The sequence below is a fragment of the Streptomyces sp. NPDC091377 genome, from assembly GCF_044757045.1.
GTDB lineage: Bacteria > Actinomycetota > Actinomycetes > Streptomycetales > Streptomycetaceae > Streptomyces.
In genome coordinates this window covers 193,341-212,273 of sequence record NZ_JBIVUE010000006.1, presented here as the reverse complement: position 1 = coordinate 212,273, position 18,933 = coordinate 193,341, and the positions used below count along the sequence as shown (strand labels likewise).

The window sequence follows — 18,933 nt, the reverse complement described above, 5'->3', positions numbered from 1 at the left end:
CCCTTGTTTTTTCTCAGGAGGGTGGGAGAAGCACGTAGCCGCAGACTGTCCACGTGGGAATGCTGGGGTGATCAGACCCCGACGGAAGGACCTGCTCATGGCTCGGCGGCTGCGCTTCAACGGCACGGGCAGCGGCGAAGGCAGTTGCCCCGCTGTACACGAAGACCTCGACAGCGACGAGGTCATCGTGCACGGGCCTCGGCTCACAGATCCCGAAGCCCTCGCCCAGCTCCAGCACATCGACGAGGACGAGATCCCGATCGTGGTGCCGCGCAACACGCTGATCGATTTCGGCCCGCGCGACAGGGATACGGAGCCCCGGATCTTCACCCCGGAACAGTTCGCACGGCTCTTCGAGAACTTTCAGCACAGCGCCTGGCACCTTGAGATGCGCCAGCGCTACGCCGTTGACGAGACCACGGACACCTACGCCCAGTTCGCGCGCGGGGAACGGCCAGTCTGGGATCTGGAGACGCCGTGGAGCCGGATGATCCGCGCGAAGACCCAGGGCGGCGTCTACGTCGGCCGGGTTCGTATCGTCGACAATCCGCCAACGACCGGACAGCTCTACCTTCTTGCACACGCCGAGAAGAACGCCGCGCTCGGGGAAGAGGTACAGAACATGTGGCGGACGGACGCCCAGCGCGTGAACCTGCCGAACGAAGACTTCTGGATCTTCGATTCACACATCGTCGCCCTGTGCCTCTTCGATAATGACGACAACCTCACCGGGGCCGAGCTGATCACCGAACCCGCGCGCGTCAACCAGTACAACCGACTGCGCGATGTAGCCCGGCACTACGCAGTCCCCTACGAGCAGTTCAGGTCTCTGGTTCACGCCGAGGAGTAGCAGAAGCGAGGATGAACCGGTGAGCACCGACTACCAGAAGGCGCGCGAGGCGCTCGGGCTACGGCTGCGGGAGCTTCGGCTCACAGCACCAGACGGCCAGCTCACCGGTACAGCACTTGCCCGCGTTCTCGGCTGGCCGAACTCGCGCATCTCCAAGTTGGAGCTGGGCAAGCAGACCGCCACGACCGACGACCTGCGGCAGTGGGCGGAGGCATGCGGCCAGTCCGAGGCATACGAGGAGCTACGGGCCCGCCTCGCCGGCTTCGAGTCGCATATCCGCTCTTGGCGACGGCAGCTCGCCTCTGGCCATCGACCTGTCCAGGACGCGCACAACGAGGCCCAGGCAAGTTCCGCCGTGCTCCGGGCCTGGGAGTCTTCGTGGGTCGTCGGCGTCCTTCAGACACCCGACTACGCTCGCGCCGTCCTCGCCCGGTCCGCCGAACTCCACCGGTCCCCACGGGATATCGAAGCGGCGGTGCGCGCACGCATGAAGCGGCAGGAACTCCTCTACAGCGGGGGCAGGAAGTACCAGATCCTTCTCTGGGAACCGGTCCTCCAGTCCCTCATCTGTCCGCCATCCGTGCTCGCCGTCCAGCTTGACCGCCTCTCCGGCGTCATCGGCTTGGACACCGTGGAGCTGGGGATCGTTCCCCTCACCGCGTCGGTCAAGGTCCCGCCCGGCACCGGCTTCTGGATCTACGGCGAACGCCAGGTTGTCACCGAGATGTGGCACGCCGAGATGTGGCTCGACGACGCCGAGACGGTGACCTTGTACGGGCGGGTGTGGGACACCCTGCGCGAGTCCGCGGTGTACGGGGCGGACGCACAGAACGTGATCAATGCGGCGCGGCGGTCGTTGAACCCGCGCTGACACGACCGAGGGGAAGATTGGCCTTGAACACGCGCACCCAATGGACAGAGAAGATCCGCGACGGCTTTGCCCCGTTACAACGGAAGTCCGTGCCGCGCTACCAGGCAACGGAGCAGTTCCGGGTGTATTCCTCCACGCTGGTCCCCGGCCTGCTACAGATCGAGCAGTACGCGGTCGCCGTGCTACGGATCGCGGCGAGCTTCCGCGGGCGTCCCACCAGTGAGAGCACCGATGCCGCACGAGCGCGAGTTGAACGCTCCCGTGTCATCGACGAGCCGGGCCACCAGTTCGACTTCGTCGTCGAGGAGTCGGTCCTGTACAGCAGAGTGGCTGCCGACGACGTCATGTCGGCGCAGCTGAACCACGTTCTCGCCGCCGGAGACCTCCCCGGCGTCTCCATCGGCATCATCCCCACCGCCACCCGCGAACGCGTACATTGGACAGAAGAGACATTTCATGTCTTCGACGCCAAGATCGTGACCGTCGAACTGGTGTCAGCCGAGCTTGAAGTGACCCAGCCGGACGAGATTGCCTTGTACGTTAGGGCGTTCGACCGGTTGGGGAGTATGGCCGTACATGGGGCGGACGCACGGGCATTGGTCCTGCGGGCCATCGAGGCACTCCACTGACACACCGTTTCCGCGGGTCAGCTCTGGTGTGGGAATCCGTGTAGTTTTATGACCGCGAATCACACACCCCAGGACATGACGAATCGCCCCCTGCACGGCCCGCTCATGGCGGGGCTGTGCAGGGGGCGAGGTGGTTCAACTACGCCGATCATCGGCGTGACCCCCGCTCGTGCGGGGCCTACCTCCTGATCAGCGGAGGAGTGAACGTCTCGACGGGATCACCCCCGCTCGTGCGGGGCCTACTTGCCGGGGCGCAGGCCGATGGAGGCGCCGCGGGGATCACCCCCGCTCGTGCGGGTCTACAGGAGCCCACCTGGGATTTCATCGGCACCCGAACCTGATTTTGCACTTTACCGAACGCCGACCCGGCTGGCTGATCAACGGCCAAGCGCCTGACACGCAGTCAGACTCGGTACGACTCGCTGGTCCTGTCCGCGAACCTGGCCCTGGCACACCCACCACTGTCTGGCCGCGCTCCGACCTCACATGGTCAGGGCCCGCGTCATCCCGACCACCCGCCTCGTGCCCACGCCCAACCTGCACAGGGCGCCGCAGACGCGGCCACAGCCACCGCGATGAAGGCTCCCGCCGACGATGCCACCCACCACGCTCGGGTAGCACGCATGCTGCAAGAGTTCGGTGCCGCCCTGCGCGCCCCGCCACCCGGAGGACCACCGCATGACCACGGCCCCCGCGATCGAACTGCGTACCTTCACCACCGCCGGCCCCGTCCGGGGCGACCTCCTCGACGTCTACGCCGACGTGCGCGCCCCGCTCCTCCACCTGCCGAACTACGCGGTCACCACCTTCGGCGAACGCCTGGACCGCCACGGCACCGAACCGGGCTTCGTCGCCGTCCTCGCCTACGCCGACGACGAACCGGTCGGCTACGCCTACGGCAACACCATCGAACGCGGCGACCGCTACTGGCAGCGCACGACGCCGGAGCCGGCGGAGAAGCACACCCAGAGCGCTGCCTTGGCTCTGAAGGAGATCGATGTCCGACCCTCCTGGCGCAGGACCGACACTGCCCACCGCGTCCACGAGCTCTCCTTGCCGCCCGCGATGAGCCCGTACGTGCCGCCTCATGGGCAACCCGGCCGCTGGCGACGGAAAGATTCACGCGCTTCACAGGTCCTGGAGATACGACGGCATAAGGCATAGCCAGCCATCTCCGGCCTCGCCGGTCCGCACCGGCACCGGCACCGGCCGGGGCCGCCGTGGAACCGTCCGTCCCTCACCGACCCGCGAGGGACGGACGGCGGCTCATGTGCCCGGGGGCGGGCTGTGCGGGGTCCTGGCAGGGCTGGGTGCGGGGGCCGTCTGTCGGGGGATTCTTGAGCACAGCTCGCGACACATGTGGATGTCGGCGCCGGGCCCGCTCGCCCCCGGATTCATGATCACCTCGGCGATTACCGGGATCAGCGGCCGGTCACACCGAGCGCAGTTCACGTTCCGTCACCTGGCCGGTCAGGGACTCGTAGTGGTCGCACAGGGCCATCACCGAGCGGGCGAGAAGCTGTACGTGCGCGACGCCCGCGGTCCGGGTCGCGGCGGGTTCTTTGTCGAGTCGCAGCCGTGCGTCCTGGACGCCGACGAGGGCGCAGGCGCTGGGGATGTCGTCCTCGGGGTGCTTGGTCGTCGCCTCCTGGACGGCGGGGACGGCGAGCATGAGGTGCCCTCGCAGGCGGCTGGTGATCAGCTCCAGCTCGTCGTCGGTGACCATGCCCATCTGCCCACCGAGGATCCGTCGGGCGGCGTCCCGCATCGCGTCGAGGTCGAGCGGGCCGTTCACGGCTCGACGTGTGGCGAGTCGGTAGAGGGCGCGGCCGATGTCGCACATGGCCTTCCGCTCCGTGCATTCGTCGCAGGCGGGGACGTGGTCCAGCAGTGCCCGGTGCGCGCGGTCCCCGGTGTGGGTGCGGCAGGCGCGGGGGAACCAGTGGACGCCGGTGACCCGCTCGCCGAGGTCGACGGCGGACTCGGCGGTGAGAGGGCGCGTCTCGCTGGCATCCCAGACGCAGGTGGCACCGCGTGCCTGGTCGTCCGTGAGCGTGTCCAGGGGAGGCAGGCCCAGCAGGTCGGCTACCCGGGTCTGCGTGCTCCGAACGACGTCGGTTTTGATCACCCGGCTCATCGGACAGCCTCCAGCCCGGCGCGGAGAGCGATTCCGTGCACCAGTCCCAGGGCCTCGGCGAGCTGCGTGAACAGGGTTCGCGCCTCGGTGCGGGAGCAGACCAGGGACACGAAGCCTCGGTGCTCATCGATCTCGTAGAGAGCGACGGGGACCCGGACCTCGCCGGTGACCCGGTCAGCGGTCAGCGACTCCTCGCGGACCAGGGAGGCATGGAGAGGTAACAGCGACACAGTGACCCCGTTCGGTAGGCGGCTGAGTGCGAGCCGTAACCGTAGGGTCGAGAACAAGGAGGAAGGGGGACAGATTGTCCCCCTGTCCCAGGCTGTCCCGGTCAGCCGGTGGACACGCCTACCTTCTCCGCCAGTTCGCCCGCCTCCTTGCGCATCGCACGCGGGGCAGTGCGCCACAACTCGGCGGTGACGTGTCGGGCAGACGGCGTGTAGCTCACGGTCTCGGCCCCGATCTCCTGCGCCATCTGCATGATCTTCAGCGCGGCCGTGCGCTCGCCGCGCTGAAGGTGGCCACGGGCAACCTCCACCCACAGCCGGGCCCGCCGCTCCACCGAGGGCATGATGTCGGGATCGATGTCGTCCGCCAGGCCCAGCGCCTTGGCCGACTTCCACAGGTCGGTGGCCACGGAAATCTCGTGGAAGTCCACGTTCGCGCGGCCGAACACGGTGCTGGGGTGGACGTAGTTGGCGGGCAGCGACTTCGCGACCTGGTCGCCCTTGCCCCAGTAACGCCAGGCGTCACCCTCGCGGCCCTCTCGGGCGGCAGTCACCGCGGCGTGCAGTTGGAGAGCGCCGTAGATGCCGCGCCAGTCGTCTGGCGAACCGTCAAGGTGGGGGCGGAGCAGGTCGGCTGCCTCGTTGACGACGCGCAGGGCCTCCTCCGGGTACGAGGTCTCCCGCAGGATGTTCCCCATGTTCCAGGCCGCGGCGGCGATAGCGGCAGGCTGGTCGGCGTCCTGCGCGGCGGACAGCGCACGGTCGGCGACCACCCATGCGAGTTCGGCGGGCGCTACATAGGCCGTTGCCTGGCCGGTGAGACGATAGACGTCGGAGAGCGCGACCAGGGCGGCCCGGCGGCCAGCGCCGTCGAGGGCACGGACAGCTGCTTCGGCGTCCCGGATCAGGTCCGGCAGAAGCGCACTGACCTCGGTCCGGTTGTGCTGCGAGGTGTGCCACAGGTTCCAACTCTGGTCCACGCGCCCCTGAATGATCGACGGATCGAAGGCACTGGCCGACCTCGGCACCATGGTGCGCTGCATCACGGCGCTCCAGATGCCGGGCATGCCGGGATGGTTCAGCCGTCCGAGCGGCACGGTCGCGGCCGGCCCGTCGTCGTGGCCGGTGATGACAGAGAGATCGTGAATCTGGAGAGCGGCAGCCAGACGGAGCAGCAACCCGTGATTCGTGAGGTCGCGTTCACCGGACTCGATCTTCTTGAGCCAGTCGGGGCCGCGGTTGCAGAGCTGCGCAAGGACGGCCCGCGACAGACCGCGAGACTCGCGTAGCACCTTGATCCGTTCGCCCGTGCTGAGGTCTGCTGACAGGTCCACGCGTGCTCCCTCGGGTGCCGGTGCCGGTATCGCCAGGGTACGGCGGCCGTCAACTGCGGGGCGCAACGAATGCCCGCGCGGGCCGGAGTCCGCCACGGGCTCTCGCCGCTATCGGGTGACGGCCTGACGCGAGCCGGCTCTGTCGGGCGTCGGAGTGACCGCTGCGGCTGCTTCGTCGCCGTCGGGCTCGGCAGCCATGGCCCGGGGAGTGGCCGGCACCGCAGTGGGGCTGTTCCGGCGTGGTATTCCGGACGACGTGCTCGGGGCGTACGGGTGGCTCTGCCGGGCCGGATTCATCAGCCGGGTTCTCCCCACGGGGCCGCCTTGCTATCGGCGCTGACGGTCGGCCAGGCGGGACTCAGGGTCATGCCGTCCAGGTCCGGGCGGACCGTGCCGCCTGGTAGATGTGGGCCACCTGCTGAGGGGTGAGCGTCGGTGCGAGGCCCGAGAGAACGCGGGCCACCTGGTCGACGCCGAGCACGAGCACTGGCGGGTTCGCGTTCTTGACCGTCAGCTTCGCCGCGTCCACCACCGAGATCACGGGGCGGACGGGAACGTCGCTCCCACAGCGACGGGACAGGGCCCGGGATATGCGGCGGGCCTCGGACCTGCTGGTGGCGATGTGCCGGGTCGGCGCCCGATTGACCGTGATGGCGGCATCCCCGTACCAGACCGTCTTGCCCCGATGGCGCTTCGAGTTGATGGCGAAGACCCCCGCCGGACCGATGGCCAGGTGATCTATGTCCGCCCCGGTCGACCATTGCACGGCGTGCAGCACGTACCAGCCGCGCCACCTGAGCCTGTTGATTCTCCTGCCCGTGACGCGCTCCCCGACCAACCCGTCCGACCAACTGCGGATCTCCGAGCCGGGCATCCAACGGCCCACCAGCCGCAGCAACGGATTCGGCTGCAACTCCTCGATCTTCCTCCGCACCGCGTCACCCGGCCGGTTCTGCGCCAAGTCGTCTCCCAGCGGCTGCACACCCTGCCCCCTCCGGTCAGTGCTTCGCCGCCAGATCATCACGGAGGATGATCGCTGCCAAGGCGCGTATCGGTCAGGAACCGTCGTCGCAGGTTCGAGACCTGCCCGCCCAACACCTCGCGCTGCGCAGCAGGGCAGGGCAGGGGAAGGCCCTGCGGGGTGCGGGGTGTGGCGCAGGTCACGGGAAGGCGGGCGGGGGGTCGGACAGCTGTCTCAGGTGAGCACTGAACTGCGCACCCGGATCAGAGCCGGGGATTCGAGCGCGTACGCGGAGCTGTTCGACAGCTATGCGCGTGCGGTGTACAACCACGCCTACCGGCTGACCGCCGACTGGTCGACCGCCGAGGACGTCATGGCCGCCACCTTCCTGGAGGCGTGGAAGCTGCGCGACCGGGTGGATCCGGAAGGAGGGTCGCTACGGCCCTGGCTGCTGGGGATCGCGACCAACACCGCCCGCAACCAGTTCCGGTCCAACCGCCGTTACCGGGCCGCCGCCAACGCCGCCGCTGCCGCCGAGTCGGCGATGCCGGACCATGCCGACGAGGTCGCCGGGCGGATCGACGACCGGCGGCGGCTGGCGACCGTTCTCACCTCGCTGGCCGCGCTGCGCCGCCCCGAGCGGGAGGTCATCGCGCTCTGCCTGGGTGAGGGGCTGGACTACCAGGCCGCGGCCGAGGCGCTCGGCATTCCCGTCGGTACCGTCGCCTCCCGGCTGTCCCGGGCCCGTCGCAAGCTGCGCGCCCTGGCGGAGGCCGAACTCGCCCGACCACCGGGCGCCGCACCCCGCCCGGCGGCCCAAGCACCTCAGGTGACCCAAGCACCTCAAGTGACCCAGGCGGCGCGTCCCGGGCGCGGGACGGCGGAGAAGAAAAGGCGAAGGAAACGGGAATTCGTTCTCCCCCTCAAACAGACAAGAGGCGATCACGAACACGTGGTCCGGCCCGCACAGGAAGGAAACCGATGAACGCGAACCCGTCCCGCCGGCATCCGGCCGACACCGACGAGAGCGCCCAGCTCATGTCCCGTACAGCGCGCGACCTGCCGCCGGGCCGTCACCAGTTCCACAAGGAGCGTCTGATGGCCCAGATCCACGACCTGCAGCAGAACGAAGCCCGTACGGCGACCCCCGCCCCGGCCAGGAGGACCAAGCGGCTGCTGCGTCCGGTGATCGCGCTGCCCGCACTGGCCGCGGCCGTCGCCGGAGTCGTCGTGGCCGCCTCCGTCCTCGACGGCGACGGTGGCGGCGACGGTCTCGCCACCGGGCCCGCCCTCACCACCGAACTCGGCTCCGCCAGCTCCGACGGGCTGCCCCAGCTCCTCGACCGGATCTCGCTCGCCGCCGGTTCCGATACCGCCCATCCGAAGGTCGGGCCCGGCCAGTTCGTCTACATCAAGTCCAAGTTCGCCGACACCTTCGTGAAGACCGTCGACGGCAAGAGCAGCCTCGCCAGCCACTCCCTGTACGACCGGCAGATCTGGAAGTCCGCCGACGGCACCAAGGGCTGGCTCATCGACCCCACCGTCAACGAGGGACCCGAGGGCGAGACCCTGAGCCTGCCCGACGAGCAGGGCAACACCCCCGTGGCCAGCCTGAACGGACCGTCGTACGACTACCTCACCCAGCTCACCACCGACCCGGACGAGCTGCTCGCGAAGATCTACAAGGAGACCGAGGGCCAGGGCAACTCCCCCGACCAGCAAGCCTTCAGCACCATCGGGGACCTCCTCGGCGAGAGCTACCCGCCCGCCGAGCTGTACTCGGCGCTGTTCAAGACCGCCGCGAAGATCCCCGGGGTCGTCGTCGTCAACGACGCCGTCGACGCCGCCGGCCGGTCCGGTATCGCCGTGGCCCGCCTGGACGAGACCAGTGGCTCCCGCGAGGAGTGGATCTTCGACAAGAAGACCCATGTCTTCCTCGGCGAACGGGACGTCCAGGTCAAGGAGGTCAAGGAGGACGGGGTCGTCATCAAGCCCGGCACCGTCAACTACACCAGCGCCATCATGACCCGCGCCGTCGTCGACGGGATGAAGCAGGTCCCGTCCTCGTCCTCGTCCTTGTCCTCGTCCTCCTAGCCCGACCCTCGACGCCCGGGGGGGGCACGGGGGCCAGAAGGCCCGGGGCCGTTCAGTCCGCCTCGGGTGGGTCCAGTACCTGCCTCAGGCCCTGTTCGATCGTCCCGGTGTCGATCGAGCCGTAGCCGAAGACGAGGCCCGGGCGGGTGGAGTGGTCGGCGGCGACCTCCGCCAGGGTGTGGACCGCCACACCGGCCGCCCGCACCCGCGTGGCCCGGGCCGCGAGGGCGGCGGGGTCGGCGAGGTGGCCCCGGGTGAAGGTGGTCACGTGCAGACCCGCGGCGGACGGCACCAACTCGGCCAGGTCCGCGTGCTGGTGGGTGAGCGCGCGGGTGAGGATCCGGTGGCGGTCGGCGTACGTCTGTTGCATCCGGCGGATGTGCCGGGCCAGCAACCCGTCGTCGACGAACCGGGCGAGCGCCGCCTGGGTGGGGACCGTGGTGTGCCAGTCGGCGCTGTACTTGGCGGTGCGCAACGCGGTGCGCAGCGGGGCCGGTGCCACCAGGAAGCCGACGCGCAGGGAGGGCAGCATCACTTTGGAGAACGACCCCACATAGATGACATGTCCGTCCCGGTCGAGGCTCTGGAGCGTCTCGACCGGGCGCCCGCCGTACCGGAACTCGCTGTCGTAGTCGTCCTCGATCACCGCGGCGCCGTGCCGCCGCGCCCACCGCAGCAGCGCCGTCCTGCGCCGCAGGGACATGGGCATACCGAGGGGGAACTGGTGGGCGGGGGTGACGTAGACCGCTCTGGTGTCCGGCGGGATGGCGTCCACGATCAGACCCTCGGCGTCCACGGGTACGCCCACGACGTCGGCGCCCTGCGCCTGGAACGGCAGCCGGGCCGGTGGATAGCCGGGGTCCTCGACGGCCACCCGGTCGCCCGGTCCGAGCAGCACCCGCCCGACGAGGTCCAGGGCCTGTTGCGTACCGGTGGTCACCAGTACGTCCTCCGGGCCGGTCCGCACGCCCCGGGAGAGCCGGATGTGCCGGGCGAGGGCGGCTCGCAGCCCGGCGTGGCCGGCCGGATCGCCGTATCCCACCGCTCCGGCCGCCGAGGGGCGCAGTTCCCGGGCGATCAGGGGGCGCCAGGCGTCGTAGGGGAAGAGGCGGGCGTCCGGCAGGCCCGTACGGAAGTCGTGGGTCACTCCGGTCGGTCCCGTGGCCCGGGGAACCGTCCAGGGGGACAGGCTCTCCCAGAGGGCTCGGGGGCGCAGGGGCGAGACCGTGGTCTGCGGAGGTGCGGGCTGCCGCACGGGGGTGGGCAGGCCCGTCGCGCATACGTAGGTTCCGGAGCCGACCTTGCCGGCCGCGTACCCCTCGGCCACGAGCCGGTCGTACGCGACCCCGACGGTGTTGCGCGCCACCTCCAGGCGGCGGGCGAGCACCCGGGCCGGGGGCAGCGGATCGCCGGGGCGCAGCAGCCCGTCGTGGATCGCGGTGCGCAGCCGGCGGTAGATCTGGCCCGACAGGTCGCGCCGTCCTTCGAGCGTGACGTGCACATCCATCTCGGCTCCCCGTCGCGGTTTTCCGGTCCCGGGCGGGCGGCGGTGCGTCCCCGGTGTCCGGTCCGGTCCGGCTCGCCTGCTTCCGTCTTCGGCTTCCGTCTTCGGCTTCCGTCTTCGGCCCTCGGCCCTCGGCCCTCGGTGCGGTGATTGGCTCAATCGATCGAGCACTCATTGGATCTGGAGCTGATCCACTCGGTGATCTTACGCTCCGGCCATGGACATACGACGACTGGACCGCCAGGCGCTGTCTCTGACGGGGGAGGCGGTCTCCCGGGTGAAACCCGATCACCTGAGGCTGGCGACCCCGTGCGCGGACTGGACCCTGTACGGTCTGCTCCGCCATCTGGTCAGCCAGAACACGGGGTTCGCCGCCTCCGCCCGGGGCGCGGGTGAGTCCTGGGCCGTCTGGCAGGACGGCGACCTCGGTGCCGACCCGACCGCGGCGTTCGAGGCGTCGGCCGCGCAGGTCACCGCGGCGTTCGCCGAGGACGGGGTGCTGGAGCGGCGGTTCGCGCTGCCGGAACTGGGTGCGGGGTTCACCGTCGCCGGACGGACAGCGATCGGCTTCCACCTGCTCGACCATGTGGCGCACGCGTGGGACGTCGCGGTCACGATCGGCGTTCCGTGGGAGCCCACCGACGAACTCACCGGCGTCGCGCTGCGCATCGCCGCCCGGGTCCCGGACGAGGGCCGCGGGGCCGGTGCCGCGTTCCGCCGCGCCGTCGCCGTCCCCGACGGCGCCGCGCCGAAGGAGCGGTTGCTCGCCCTGCTGGGCCGCGACCCGTCCTGGACTCCGGCGCCATGCTGAGGAGCGGCTGGCGTCCGGGACCCGCCGGGGCCCTCCTCGGTGACCTCGCCGCACCGGGCGGCGTCCGCGACGGGGTGCCCGGTCGGCTGAACGGCCCGCTGCTCGTCAGCGTCACCGACTTCACCAGCGACACCTACCGGGCCCTGCCCGGCATCGCGCGTCGTGGCCTGCGGCTCCGGCGCCGGTGGCCGGAGCTGGACCAGGCGGTCGGCATGTGGCTGTGGGCCGTGCCCTCGGCCCGGCGCTGCGGTGCGGTCTCCGTGTGGACCGGGCGGCGGGGCCTGGCCGAGTTCGTACGACTGCCGGAACATGTCGTGATCATGGACGAGTACCGCGGGCGGGGCACGATCAGATCGGTGATCCTGGAGTACGAGAACGTCGACGCGGCGCATATCCGCAGGGACGCGGAGGCTTGGCTGAGGTCGGGCGGGCGCTGAGCCGCCGCCGCAAGACCGCCGGGAGACCGCCAAAAGAGCGCCGGGAGACCGCCGGGAGACCGCCGAAAGGCCATCAGGCCGCGAAAAGACGGCCCCGCGGGCAACCGCTGTGTCGCGGGCGTCAACTCCGCCCGATAGGTTGCTCCTTGAACGTCGGCCGTCCCGATTCGGAGGACATCGCGTGACCGAGATTCCCGCTGCTTCGATCGAGGCACGCAAGCGCATCAAGACCGACCAGCCGCACACGGCCCGGATCTGGAACTACTGGCTCGGCGGCAAGGACAACTACGCGGTCGACCAGGCGGCCGGGGACCAGATCCGTACGCTGCACCCCGGGATCGGTGACTACGCCCGCGCCGACCGGCTGTTCCTCGGGCGAGCCGTGCGGTACCTCGCCGGGGAGTGCGGGACACGGCAGTTCCTCGACATCGGCACCGGCCTGCCCACCGCCGACAACACGCACGAGGTGGCGCAGCGCATCGCGCCGGAGTCCCGGGTGGTCTATGTCGACAACGACCCCATCGTGCTGGCCCACGCCAAGGCCCTGCTGACCAGTACGCCGGAGGGGCGCACGGCCTACCTCGACGAGGATCTGCGGAACGTCGACGCGATCCTGGAACAGGCGGCGCAGACCCTGGACCTCAGTGAGCCGGTGGCGCTGATACTGCTCGGCGTCGTCATCTTCATCAAGGACGACGAGGCCGCCTACGGCACCGTGCGGCGGCTCATGGACGCCCTTCCCTCGGGCAGTCACCTCGTCCTCTCCCACACCATCACCCGCGCCGACATGCCCGACGTCGACTCCGCGGTGGCCTTCTGGAACGAGAACGGCACGCCGAAGCTGACCCAGCGCACCCCGGCCGCCGTCGCCGGGTTCTTCGACGGGCTGGAGCTTCTCGATCCGGGCGTGGTCTCCTGCAATCGCTGGCGGCCCGAGGGCAGCCCGAGCGACCCGGCCGCCGAGGTGGCCATGTTCGGCGGGGTGGGCCGCAAGGCGTGAGGTCCGGGTGCGGCAGGGGTGAGGTCCACGTATGAAGTCCACGTGCGAGGCCCACGTGCGAGGTGCGTGTGTCAGGGCCATGTGCCAGGGCCGCTAGTCCATTCCGCTGGTCCAAGTCCGCTAGTCCAGTCCGCTGGTCCAAGTCCGCTGGTCCAGCGGTGTCCGCGCGCTTCCCGTGTCGATGAGGATCTGGTCGGCCTGAGTCACGTTGTCGGCCCGTACCGCCTGGGCCATCGCGGCGTGCGCGGCCTCGGGCGCGGTGTCCGGGGGGACCACCAGCAGTGAGTAGATGTCCTGGTCACCGCGGGTGATCAGGATGGTGTCGTCCCCCACCGGGTACGAGTCGATGTGCACCACCCGGTCGTCTACGACGATGCGCGTCGGCAGCCCCTCCCAGGCGGCGGTGTCCAGACCGACGCGGGTGAGGGGGCCGAGGTGACGGGTGAGGGCCCTCAGCAGTGCGGGCAGTTCGGCACCGATGGCCCGCGACCGCGGCCACCACGCGCCGTCGAGGACGCCCTCGCGCGCCTCCGTCGTCTCCAGCCTGAGCAGGGCGGATCCGGGCCGTACGGCGTGGTGGACACCGGTGGGCAGATGCCGGGCGTCAGGGGGTGTTTCGGAGCCGGTCATGAGGTCCACCCGCCTTCGGGATCGAGGCGGTCACAGGACACGCCTCGTTCCTCTCACGCTACTCCTCCCGCGCCCGGCGACGATCCACCGCCCGCCTCACGCCCTGCATCCGGATGAACGCGTACCGCTTCGGCCCGTCGTCGGCCGGTACCGGGCGGGCGCCGGAGTAGCGTGCGGGCCGTCCTTCCCCCGCTCTCGCGAAGGCGGTCCGCCATGAATGCGACCGAACTCCTCCCGGTCATCGCCGTCTTCTCCCTCGTGACGGTGGAGTTCGGCGGCCACGCGCTGCTGGGGTTCGTCACCACCCGGCAGGGCGCGCTCACGCCGACGCGCGAGCGGTTCTTCCGGGCCGGTCACGCCCATGCCGGCGTCCTGCTCGTCCTCTCCCTGGTCTACTTCCTCTATCTGCCGCGGGCCGACTTCTCCTCCGTCGTGGAGTGGGTGTTCGGCATCCTTCTGCTGGTCGGGGTGCTCGCCCAGTCCGGCGGGTTCTTCCTGCATCTCGCCGTGGGCACCGAAGGCCGGTCCTCCCCCGGCCTCCTTCTCACCCGCGTCGGCGCCGTCCTCATCGCGGCGGCCCTCGTCGCCCTCGGGGTCGGGCTCGCCCAGCAGCTCTGAGTGTCCGCTCACTCCGTGGTGAGCAGCGTTCCCTCGTAGGCCAGCCACTGGGCGAAGGCGTGCAGGCCCTTCGCCGGTGCCGTCCCCGGCCTCCAGTCGGGTGGGCGGGGGGCGTCGGTGAGGCGGGGGCCGGGGGCCGGGGTGGTCGGGGGCGGGGCGGTCAGGACCGGTACCGGGCGGACGGAGGCGTGGACCGCCTGGGCCAGCGCGGTGACCGTGAGGGGCTTGCGGTCCGCGACGGTCAGGGTGCGGGCCGCCGGCCGGACACGCAGGACCGCTGCCACCGCGTCGGCCAGATCGTCGACGTACACGGGATACACCTCCGCCTCGCCGTCACCCACGACGGTCACCGGCCGGCTGCGCAGGGCGTCCCACACCATGCGGCCGATACGGCTGTGGCGGGAGCACCCGGGACCGTACAACTCGTCCAGCGTCAGGGTGTAGGGGACCGGATCGCCGGCCACCTCGATCCTCAGCGCCGGTCCGTCGGGGGCCTCCTCGGCCAGGGACGTCAGGTCGACGGTCGCCTCCGGGGTCTCCGGGCCCGTCAGGTCGGCCAGGCGCCGGGCCAGGTGCTCGCGCAACGGATCCGGTCCGCCGTGCACGGCCGGGGCGGGACGGTCACGGGGGCGGCGGCGCACGGGTGCGGACCCGGCCGCCTCCCGGCCCGCGGTCACCGCCCGGTGGGCCAGCGCCGCCAGGGTCCCGCGGCGTTCGGCGATCCGTTCCTCGGTGCTCGTGTCGCTGATGCCGCCCGAACCGATCGTCGCGAGCGCCTCCTCGTACACCTCGGTCCGCCCCGCCGCCCCGGGCGCGGTGTCGGGCAGGCCGAGGCGGGCGGCCTCGTGTCCCAGGGCGAGGGCGGTGAGCCAGGTCGCCCGCACGTCCGGCGCGTCCCGCTCGGGGCCGGCCGGCGGCACGAGCAGCGAGGGCGGCAGACCCAGCCCTCGTAGGTACTGGTCGCAGTCCAGGTGCAGCCAGTGTTCGGGGCCCGGCTCCTGGACCCTGACCGCGCAGCGGGCCACCCCGCGCTTGTAGAAGGGGAGCACGCTCAGGCCCGTCAGCCGGTTCCCCTCGTCACCGGGGCGGTCGCCGGGCAGGAAGCAGACCGCCCGCCGCGGCCCCCGGAAGGCGTTGCCCGAGATCGAGCCGCGGTCCTGGTGCTCGGCGAGGCTGGGGACGGAGACGTAGCGGGGCACCGCGTTCTCCCGGAGGAAGCGGTGCATGAGGATGTCGTCGGGCCAGGCCCCCAGCCGCTGCCTGCCGTAGCGGACGTAGCCCTCCGCGACCGCCCGCGGGAGCACGATGGCGACACAGGGGAAGTACTCGTTGACAGCCCCGACCCAGCGGGCGCCGGCCATGGCACCGAGGCGGATCGCGGCGCCGTTGCGGGAGTCCCACAGGGCGAACAGGGCCAGCGCCGCGTCGGGCATCGCGTCGACCGCGAGACGGACCCGCTCGAAGAACGATTCGGACAACGACATGTCGTCCTGGACCACCAGGTGGTGCGTGGCCCCGTCCTCAATGGAGTCCCAGGCGGCCAGAGCCGTACGCAGCACCGAGGGCGTCCCCGTCGGATCCGGGTCCATCACGACACGCAGCGCCCCGGGCGGCGCCTTCAGGGCCAGTTCCTCGGCCGCCTGACGGCGCTTGGGGTGGGTCATCACGACCCCGCTGAGCCGATGACGCATCGAGCGTCCATCCCTTCTGCCCCTTATGGAATGAAACAGGGGGGCGGTGAGCCTGCCGGATCCGGACACTACGGAGTGCCCAACAGCCCTGCAAGAGGGCCGAATTGGCCCCCTAGCGGCGGACCGGACCGCCACGGATGCTTGCTGATCGTGCGCCCTCACTGATCAACACCCCGACACGTCGACTCCTCACCGCCCCGACAGCACGAGAACCCGCCGACCCGCCGATCCCGCGAACCACACTCACCGTCGCCTTCGAAGGGACACGTATGCCCGCCCGACCGCACGTGCCAGGGAACGGAACCAACGCGACCGGTACCGATCCGGGGGAATCCGTCTCCGCCCGGCTGGAGAAACTCCGCGACGCACGTGTCATGGTGACCGGCGGTGGTGGTCTCGTCGGCAGCCGGCTGGTCTCCCTGCTGTGCCGGGCCGGTGCCGAGGTGACGGTCCTGGACCGGATGGACGCCTATCCCGAGTCCGCCCACGAGATGTTCGGGGTGGCGAGATCCGGGGCCAGGCTGGTGGTCGGCGACGTGTGCGACCGGGACACGGTCGCCGAACTGGTCGACGGCAGCGACTTCGTGGTCCACGCCGCCGCCTACGCCGACGTCGCCGCCTGTACCCGCCACCCCGACATCGCGTTCCGCGCCAATGTGCACGGCACCCAGGTCGTCCTCGAACAGGTCGCACAGGCACGCGTCCGGCGCCTGGTGCTGGTCTCCTCGGCGTCCGTGTACGGCGACGGCCCGGCCGGCACCCCCGGCCCGCATGTGTTCCACGAGGACCAGACGCTGTTCCCGCTGTCGGTGTACGCCAACGGCAAGTTATGGGCGGAGCACCAGACCAGGCTGATGCTCGGGGCGTCGTCGGGCACCGAGTACGCGATCGTCCGGTACTTCTCCGTGTACGGGGACCCGCAGGTCCCGAAGCCGGGCAGTCACTCCTGGATGGTGCCGTGGCTCTCCCTCCAGGCCCGGCTCGGCCGCCCCATGCGGCTGAACGGCGGCGGGATCCAGGTGCGGGACATGGTCCATGTCGACGACGTGGCCGAGGCGACCGCACTCGCGCTCATCGAGGAGCGGATGGCGGAGCGGACGGTGAACGTGGGGACCGGGGTGCCCACCTCGGTCCGGGAGATCGCGGATCTGATCACCCCCTACTTCCCCGGCGCCCGCCGGATCGTCACCCCGCGCCCCGAAGGCGACCCGCTGGGCGGGTACGCCGCCACGGAACGGGCCCGGGAACTGCTGCGCTGGCGGGCCCGCGTGGACGTGGCGGACGGGGTGGGCCGATATGTGCGGTGGCTGCTCGCCACGCCGGAGGCCATGCCGCGCTGGCTGGTGGAGGACGGCGCGTGACAGTCTGCGCTCCCGTGGACGTCCGTCACGGCACGGACGGCGGAGAGGGCGGTGCGCGCATGGGCTACGTCGGGTCGTACCTCTGGTCGCTTCGGCAGCAGGTGGGCAGCAGACGGCTGCTGGTGCCGGGCGCGCAGGTGCTGCTGCTCGACCCGGCCGGGCGGGGGCTGTTCCAGCAGCGGGCCGACACGGGCGTGTGGGAGCTGCCCGCGGGCGCCTGCGAGGAGGACGGGGACTTCGCCGACGCGGCCGTACGGGAAGTGGCGGAGGAGACCGGGCTGCGGGTGGCCAGGGAGGACCTGGTCGCCTTCGGTTCGCTGTCCGATCCGGCCGTGCACACGCTGACGTATCCGAACGGGGATGTCACCCACTGCTTCGCGCTGTGCTTCGTGGCCCGGCGGTGGAGCGGGACGCTGCGCCCCGGCGCGGACGAGGTGCGGGCGGCGCAGTTCCGGCCCCTCTCCGATCTGCCGGGGCCCCTGCACCCGCCGACCGGGGTCGTGCTGTCGATGTACGAGGCGTTTCGTGGCGACGGGAGGTTCCAGGCCAAGTGAGCGGGACGAGCCAGACGGGCCGGACAGGCCGGACAGACCAAGTGGGACAGATGGGCCAGAGGGACCAGAGGGGTCAGAGGGGTCAGAGGGGTCAGATGAGCGACGACCGTCCGATACGTGCCACGGTGCCGTGCCGTGCGTGTCTGTCCGGGGAGGATCTGGACTGGCTGGGCGACGGCCGTTCGGTCAGTGTCGCGCTGGACCTGCCGACCACGGTGGAGATACCGGCGCCAAGACAGTCGCCAACGCAGACACAGACGCAGACGCAGGCGCCGGAGGCAGGAGCGGGAGGGGGCGGCTGGCAGGCGGAGGTGTGGGCGTTCCTGCGGGAGCGGGCGCCCGGTCTCGCCGTGCTCCCCCCGCCGGTCCTGACCCGCAGCGAGGCACCGGCCGCGAGCGGTCTGTCCTCGTCCACCGCGTTGATCGTGGGCCTGTTCCAGGCGTTCGCGCGGGCCGGGGCGCCGGTCCTCGGCCAGGTCTCCACCCGGGTGATCACCGAATGGGCCTACGAGTTCGAGTTCGCCCGGTTCAACGGCGGCGGCATGGACCACCTCGCCGTCATCGAGGCGGGTGCGCTGCTGATCGACGGGCGTGAGCGCGGGCTGCCCGTCGTGCTGGAGCGGCTGGAGTTCCCCGACGACTGGCGGATGGTGGTCGTGGACTCGGGCACCCGCAAGGACACCAGCGACCACATCCGGGTGGTGCGGGCGCAGCTCGCCGGGGACGACCCCGCCCTCACGGCGTACCGGCTGACCGCCGATCAGGCGTCCGCCGACGCGTGGGCGGCGCTGCGTGAGCGGGACCACGAGGCGCTGGGCGCGGCGATGAGCCGGGCCCACGAGGCCATGCGGGACCACCAGCGCATGTCGACCCCGCTGCTGGAGGAGTTGCGCGCGCTCGCGCTGCGCGCCGCCGGTCTGCCGCTGAAGCTGAGCGGGGCGGGCGGTGGCGGCGCGCTGGTCGGGGTGAGTCCGGCGGCCGAGGCACCCCTGGTGGTGGAGCGGCTCACGCGGGCGATGCACGGCCGGTATCCGGGGGCCCGGGTGCTGGCGGTCCGGGCGGCTCCGGCGACGCGCGGACGGTCCACGGAGCCCGACCGGGCCACCCTGTGACCTCCGGCCCCTGACCCCCGACCCGCACATCCGGCCCCTGACCTCCGACCCCGGACATGCCACCCCGGACCTCGGTCCCCTGTCCGCCGCCAGGTGACCGGGTGCCCTTCGG

Annotated in this window: 19 protein-coding genes and 2 pseudogenes; 14 read left to right on the top strand and 7 right to left on the bottom strand. The window is 71.0% G+C overall.

Annotated elements, in window-relative coordinates:
- Window positions 1-97 precede the first annotated feature (97 nt).
- The 5 genes and pseudogenes from ACIQNG_RS15710 to ACIQNG_RS15690 all read left to right on the top strand — a co-directional run.
- Entirely contained in the window at window positions 98-850 is a 753-nt protein-coding gene (locus tag ACIQNG_RS15710; RefSeq protein ID WP_401485387.1) for a DUF6879 family protein, read from the top strand.
- 19 nt (window positions 851-869) lie between these two features.
- Window positions 870-1,721, top strand: a complete 852-nt coding sequence (locus ACIQNG_RS15705; protein WP_401485385.1) for a helix-turn-helix domain-containing protein — start codon at window positions 870-872, stop codon at window positions 1,719-1,721.
- A 23-nt stretch (window positions 1,722-1,744) separates the two neighbouring features.
- Window positions 1,745-2,350: a DUF5753 domain-containing protein gene (locus ACIQNG_RS15700; RefSeq protein WP_401485382.1), complete on the top strand. Its 606-nt coding sequence runs from the start codon at window positions 1,745-1,747 to the stop codon at window positions 2,348-2,350.
- Window positions 2,351-2,800: 450 nt separating this feature from the next.
- A pseudogene (locus ACIQNG_RS15695) lies at window positions 2,801-3,015 on the top strand (hypothetical protein); the annotation flags it as partial.
- Between the two features lie 13 nt (window positions 3,016-3,028).
- Window positions 3,029-3,545: pseudogene (locus tag ACIQNG_RS15690) on the top strand (GNAT family N-acetyltransferase); the annotation flags it as partial.
- 237 nt (window positions 3,546-3,782) lie between these two features.
- On the opposite strand, the gene ACIQNG_RS15685 reads toward ACIQNG_RS15690, so the two are convergent.
- The 4 genes from ACIQNG_RS15685 to ACIQNG_RS15670 form a co-directional block, all read right to left on the bottom strand.
- Window positions 3,783-4,487, bottom strand: a complete 705-nt coding sequence (locus tag ACIQNG_RS15685) for a DUF6415 family natural product biosynthesis protein (RefSeq protein ID WP_401485380.1) — start codon at window positions 4,485-4,487, stop codon at window positions 3,783-3,785.
- Window positions 4,484-4,717, bottom strand: coding sequence for a hypothetical protein (locus tag ACIQNG_RS15680; RefSeq protein ID WP_401485377.1), 234 nt, complete (start codon window positions 4,715-4,717; stop codon window positions 4,484-4,486). Before ACIQNG_RS15680 ends, ACIQNG_RS15685 begins: the two co-directional genes overlap by 4 nt.
- 101 nt (window positions 4,718-4,818) lie before the next feature.
- Window positions 4,819-6,048 (bottom strand): multiprotein-bridging factor 1 family protein, encoded by a 1,230-nt coding sequence (locus ACIQNG_RS15675; protein ID WP_401485375.1) that lies wholly within the window; start codon window positions 6,046-6,048, stop codon window positions 4,819-4,821.
- 364 nt (window positions 6,049-6,412) lie between these two features.
- A complete protein-coding gene (locus ACIQNG_RS15670) occupies window positions 6,413-7,030 on the bottom strand; it encodes a nuclease-related domain-containing protein (RefSeq protein ID WP_401485374.1) in 618 nt (205 codons plus the stop codon).
- 217 nt (window positions 7,031-7,247) lie between these two features.
- Here ACIQNG_RS15670 and ACIQNG_RS15665 point away from each other — a divergent pair, with 217 nt between their 5' ends.
- On the top strand, window positions 7,248-7,994 hold the full coding sequence (locus ACIQNG_RS15665; protein WP_401485372.1) for an RNA polymerase sigma factor: 747 nt from the start codon (window positions 7,248-7,250) through the stop codon (window positions 7,992-7,994).
- Window positions 7,991-9,103, top strand: a complete 1,113-nt coding sequence (locus ACIQNG_RS15660) for a CU044_5270 family protein (protein WP_401485370.1) — start codon at window positions 7,991-7,993, stop codon at window positions 9,101-9,103. The genes ACIQNG_RS15665 and ACIQNG_RS15660 overlap by 4 nt, the downstream gene beginning before the upstream one ends.
- Before the next feature lie 52 nt (window positions 9,104-9,155).
- Here the strand turns inward: ACIQNG_RS15660 and ACIQNG_RS15655 are convergent, their stop codons facing one another.
- On the bottom strand, window positions 9,156-10,610 hold the full coding sequence (locus ACIQNG_RS15655; RefSeq protein WP_401485368.1) for a PLP-dependent aminotransferase family protein: 1,455 nt from the start codon (window positions 10,608-10,610) through the stop codon (window positions 9,156-9,158).
- Window positions 10,611-10,824: 214 nt separating this feature from the next.
- On the opposite strand from ACIQNG_RS15655, the gene ACIQNG_RS15650 reads away from it, so the two are divergent.
- The 3 genes from ACIQNG_RS15650 (at window position 10,825) to ACIQNG_RS15640 (ending at window position 12,855) form a co-directional block, all read left to right on the top strand.
- The gene (locus tag ACIQNG_RS15650) at window positions 10,825-11,418 is read left to right on the top strand and encodes a TIGR03086 family metal-binding protein (RefSeq protein WP_401428593.1); all 594 of its coding nucleotides are present in this window, start codon (window positions 10,825-10,827) and stop codon (window positions 11,416-11,418) included.
- Window positions 11,412-11,855 carry a hypothetical protein gene (locus tag ACIQNG_RS15645; protein ID WP_401485366.1) on the top strand — a complete coding sequence of 148 codons (444 nt, stop codon included), beginning with the start codon at window positions 11,412-11,414 and terminating at the stop codon, window positions 11,853-11,855. Before ACIQNG_RS15650 ends, ACIQNG_RS15645 begins: the two co-directional genes overlap by 7 nt.
- Window positions 11,856-12,036: 181 nt before the next feature.
- The gene (locus ACIQNG_RS15640) at window positions 12,037-12,855 is read left to right on the top strand and encodes an SAM-dependent methyltransferase (protein WP_401428589.1); all 819 of its coding nucleotides are present in this window, start codon (window positions 12,037-12,039) and stop codon (window positions 12,853-12,855) included.
- A 120-nt stretch (window positions 12,856-12,975) separates the two neighbouring features.
- Here ACIQNG_RS15640 and ACIQNG_RS15635 read toward each other — a convergent pair whose 3' ends face one another.
- A complete protein-coding gene (locus tag ACIQNG_RS15635; protein WP_401485364.1) occupies window positions 12,976-13,485 on the bottom strand; it encodes a DUF5994 family protein in 510 nt (169 codons plus the stop codon).
- Window positions 13,486-13,698: 213 nt separating this feature from the next.
- Between ACIQNG_RS15635 and ACIQNG_RS15630 the strand changes: the two genes are divergently transcribed.
- Complete coding sequence (locus tag ACIQNG_RS15630) at window positions 13,699-14,103, top strand: hypothetical protein (protein ID WP_401428584.1); 405 nt, start codon at window positions 13,699-13,701, stop codon at window positions 14,101-14,103.
- Between the two features lie 8 nt (window positions 14,104-14,111).
- Here the strand turns inward: ACIQNG_RS15630 and ACIQNG_RS15625 are convergent, their stop codons facing one another.
- Window positions 14,112-15,794 (bottom strand): NAD-dependent epimerase/dehydratase family protein, encoded by a 1,683-nt coding sequence (locus tag ACIQNG_RS15625; RefSeq protein WP_401485362.1) that lies wholly within the window; start codon window positions 15,792-15,794, stop codon window positions 14,112-14,114.
- A gap of 287 nt (window positions 15,795-16,081) precedes the next feature.
- On the opposite strand from ACIQNG_RS15625, the gene ACIQNG_RS15620 reads away from it, so the two are divergent.
- The 3 genes from ACIQNG_RS15620 to ACIQNG_RS15610 all read left to right on the top strand — a co-directional run bounded on the left by ACIQNG_RS15620 (window position 16,082) and on the right by ACIQNG_RS15610 (window position 18,821).
- The gene (locus tag ACIQNG_RS15620; RefSeq protein ID WP_401428579.1) at window positions 16,082-17,155 is read left to right on the top strand and encodes an NAD-dependent epimerase/dehydratase family protein; all 1,074 of its coding nucleotides are present in this window, start codon (window positions 16,082-16,084) and stop codon (window positions 17,153-17,155) included.
- On the top strand, window positions 17,152-17,709 hold the full coding sequence (locus ACIQNG_RS15615; protein ID WP_401485361.1) for an NUDIX domain-containing protein: 558 nt from the start codon (window positions 17,152-17,154) through the stop codon (window positions 17,707-17,709). The genes ACIQNG_RS15620 and ACIQNG_RS15615 overlap by 4 nt, the downstream gene beginning before the upstream one ends.
- 95 nt (window positions 17,710-17,804) lie before the next feature.
- The gene (locus tag ACIQNG_RS15610) at window positions 17,805-18,821 is read left to right on the top strand and encodes a galactokinase (protein ID WP_401485359.1); all 1,017 of its coding nucleotides are present in this window, start codon (window positions 17,805-17,807) and stop codon (window positions 18,819-18,821) included.
- The last annotated feature ends 112 nt before the right edge of the window (window positions 18,822-18,933 follow it).

What these genes read in the sequence shown, in the direction of transcription:
- ACIQNG_RS15655 (WP_401485368.1), bottom strand. Translation starts at nt 10,610, where the DNA reads ATGGATGTGCACGTCACGCTCGAAGGACGGCGCGACCTGTCGGGCCAG.
- ACIQNG_RS15610 (WP_401485359.1), top strand. Translation starts at nt 17,805, where the DNA reads ATGAGCGACGACCGTCCGATACGTGCCACGGTGCCGTGCCGTGCGTGT.
- ACIQNG_RS15650 (WP_401428593.1), top strand. Translation starts at nt 10,825, where the DNA reads ATGGACATACGACGACTGGACCGCCAGGCGCTGTCTCTGACGGGGGAG.
- ACIQNG_RS15685 (WP_401485380.1), bottom strand. Translation starts at nt 4,487, where the DNA reads ATGAGCCGGGTGATCAAAACCGACGTCGTTCGGAGCACGCAGACCCGG.
- ACIQNG_RS15635 (WP_401485364.1), bottom strand. Translation starts at nt 13,485, where the DNA reads ATGACCGGCTCCGAAACACCCCCTGACGCCCGGCATCTGCCCACCGGT.
- ACIQNG_RS15630 (WP_401428584.1), top strand. Translation starts at nt 13,699, where the DNA reads ATGAATGCGACCGAACTCCTCCCGGTCATCGCCGTCTTCTCCCTCGTG.
- ACIQNG_RS15710 (WP_401485387.1), top strand. Translation starts at nt 98, where the DNA reads ATGGCTCGGCGGCTGCGCTTCAACGGCACGGGCAGCGGCGAAGGCAGT.
- ACIQNG_RS15625 (WP_401485362.1), bottom strand. Translation starts at nt 15,794, where the DNA reads ATGCGTCATCGGCTCAGCGGGGTCGTGATGACCCACCCCAAGCGCCGT.
- ACIQNG_RS15645 (WP_401485366.1), top strand. Translation starts at nt 11,412, where the DNA reads ATGCTGAGGAGCGGCTGGCGTCCGGGACCCGCCGGGGCCCTCCTCGGT.
- ACIQNG_RS15660 (WP_401485370.1), top strand. Translation starts at nt 7,991, where the DNA reads ATGAACGCGAACCCGTCCCGCCGGCATCCGGCCGACACCGACGAGAGC.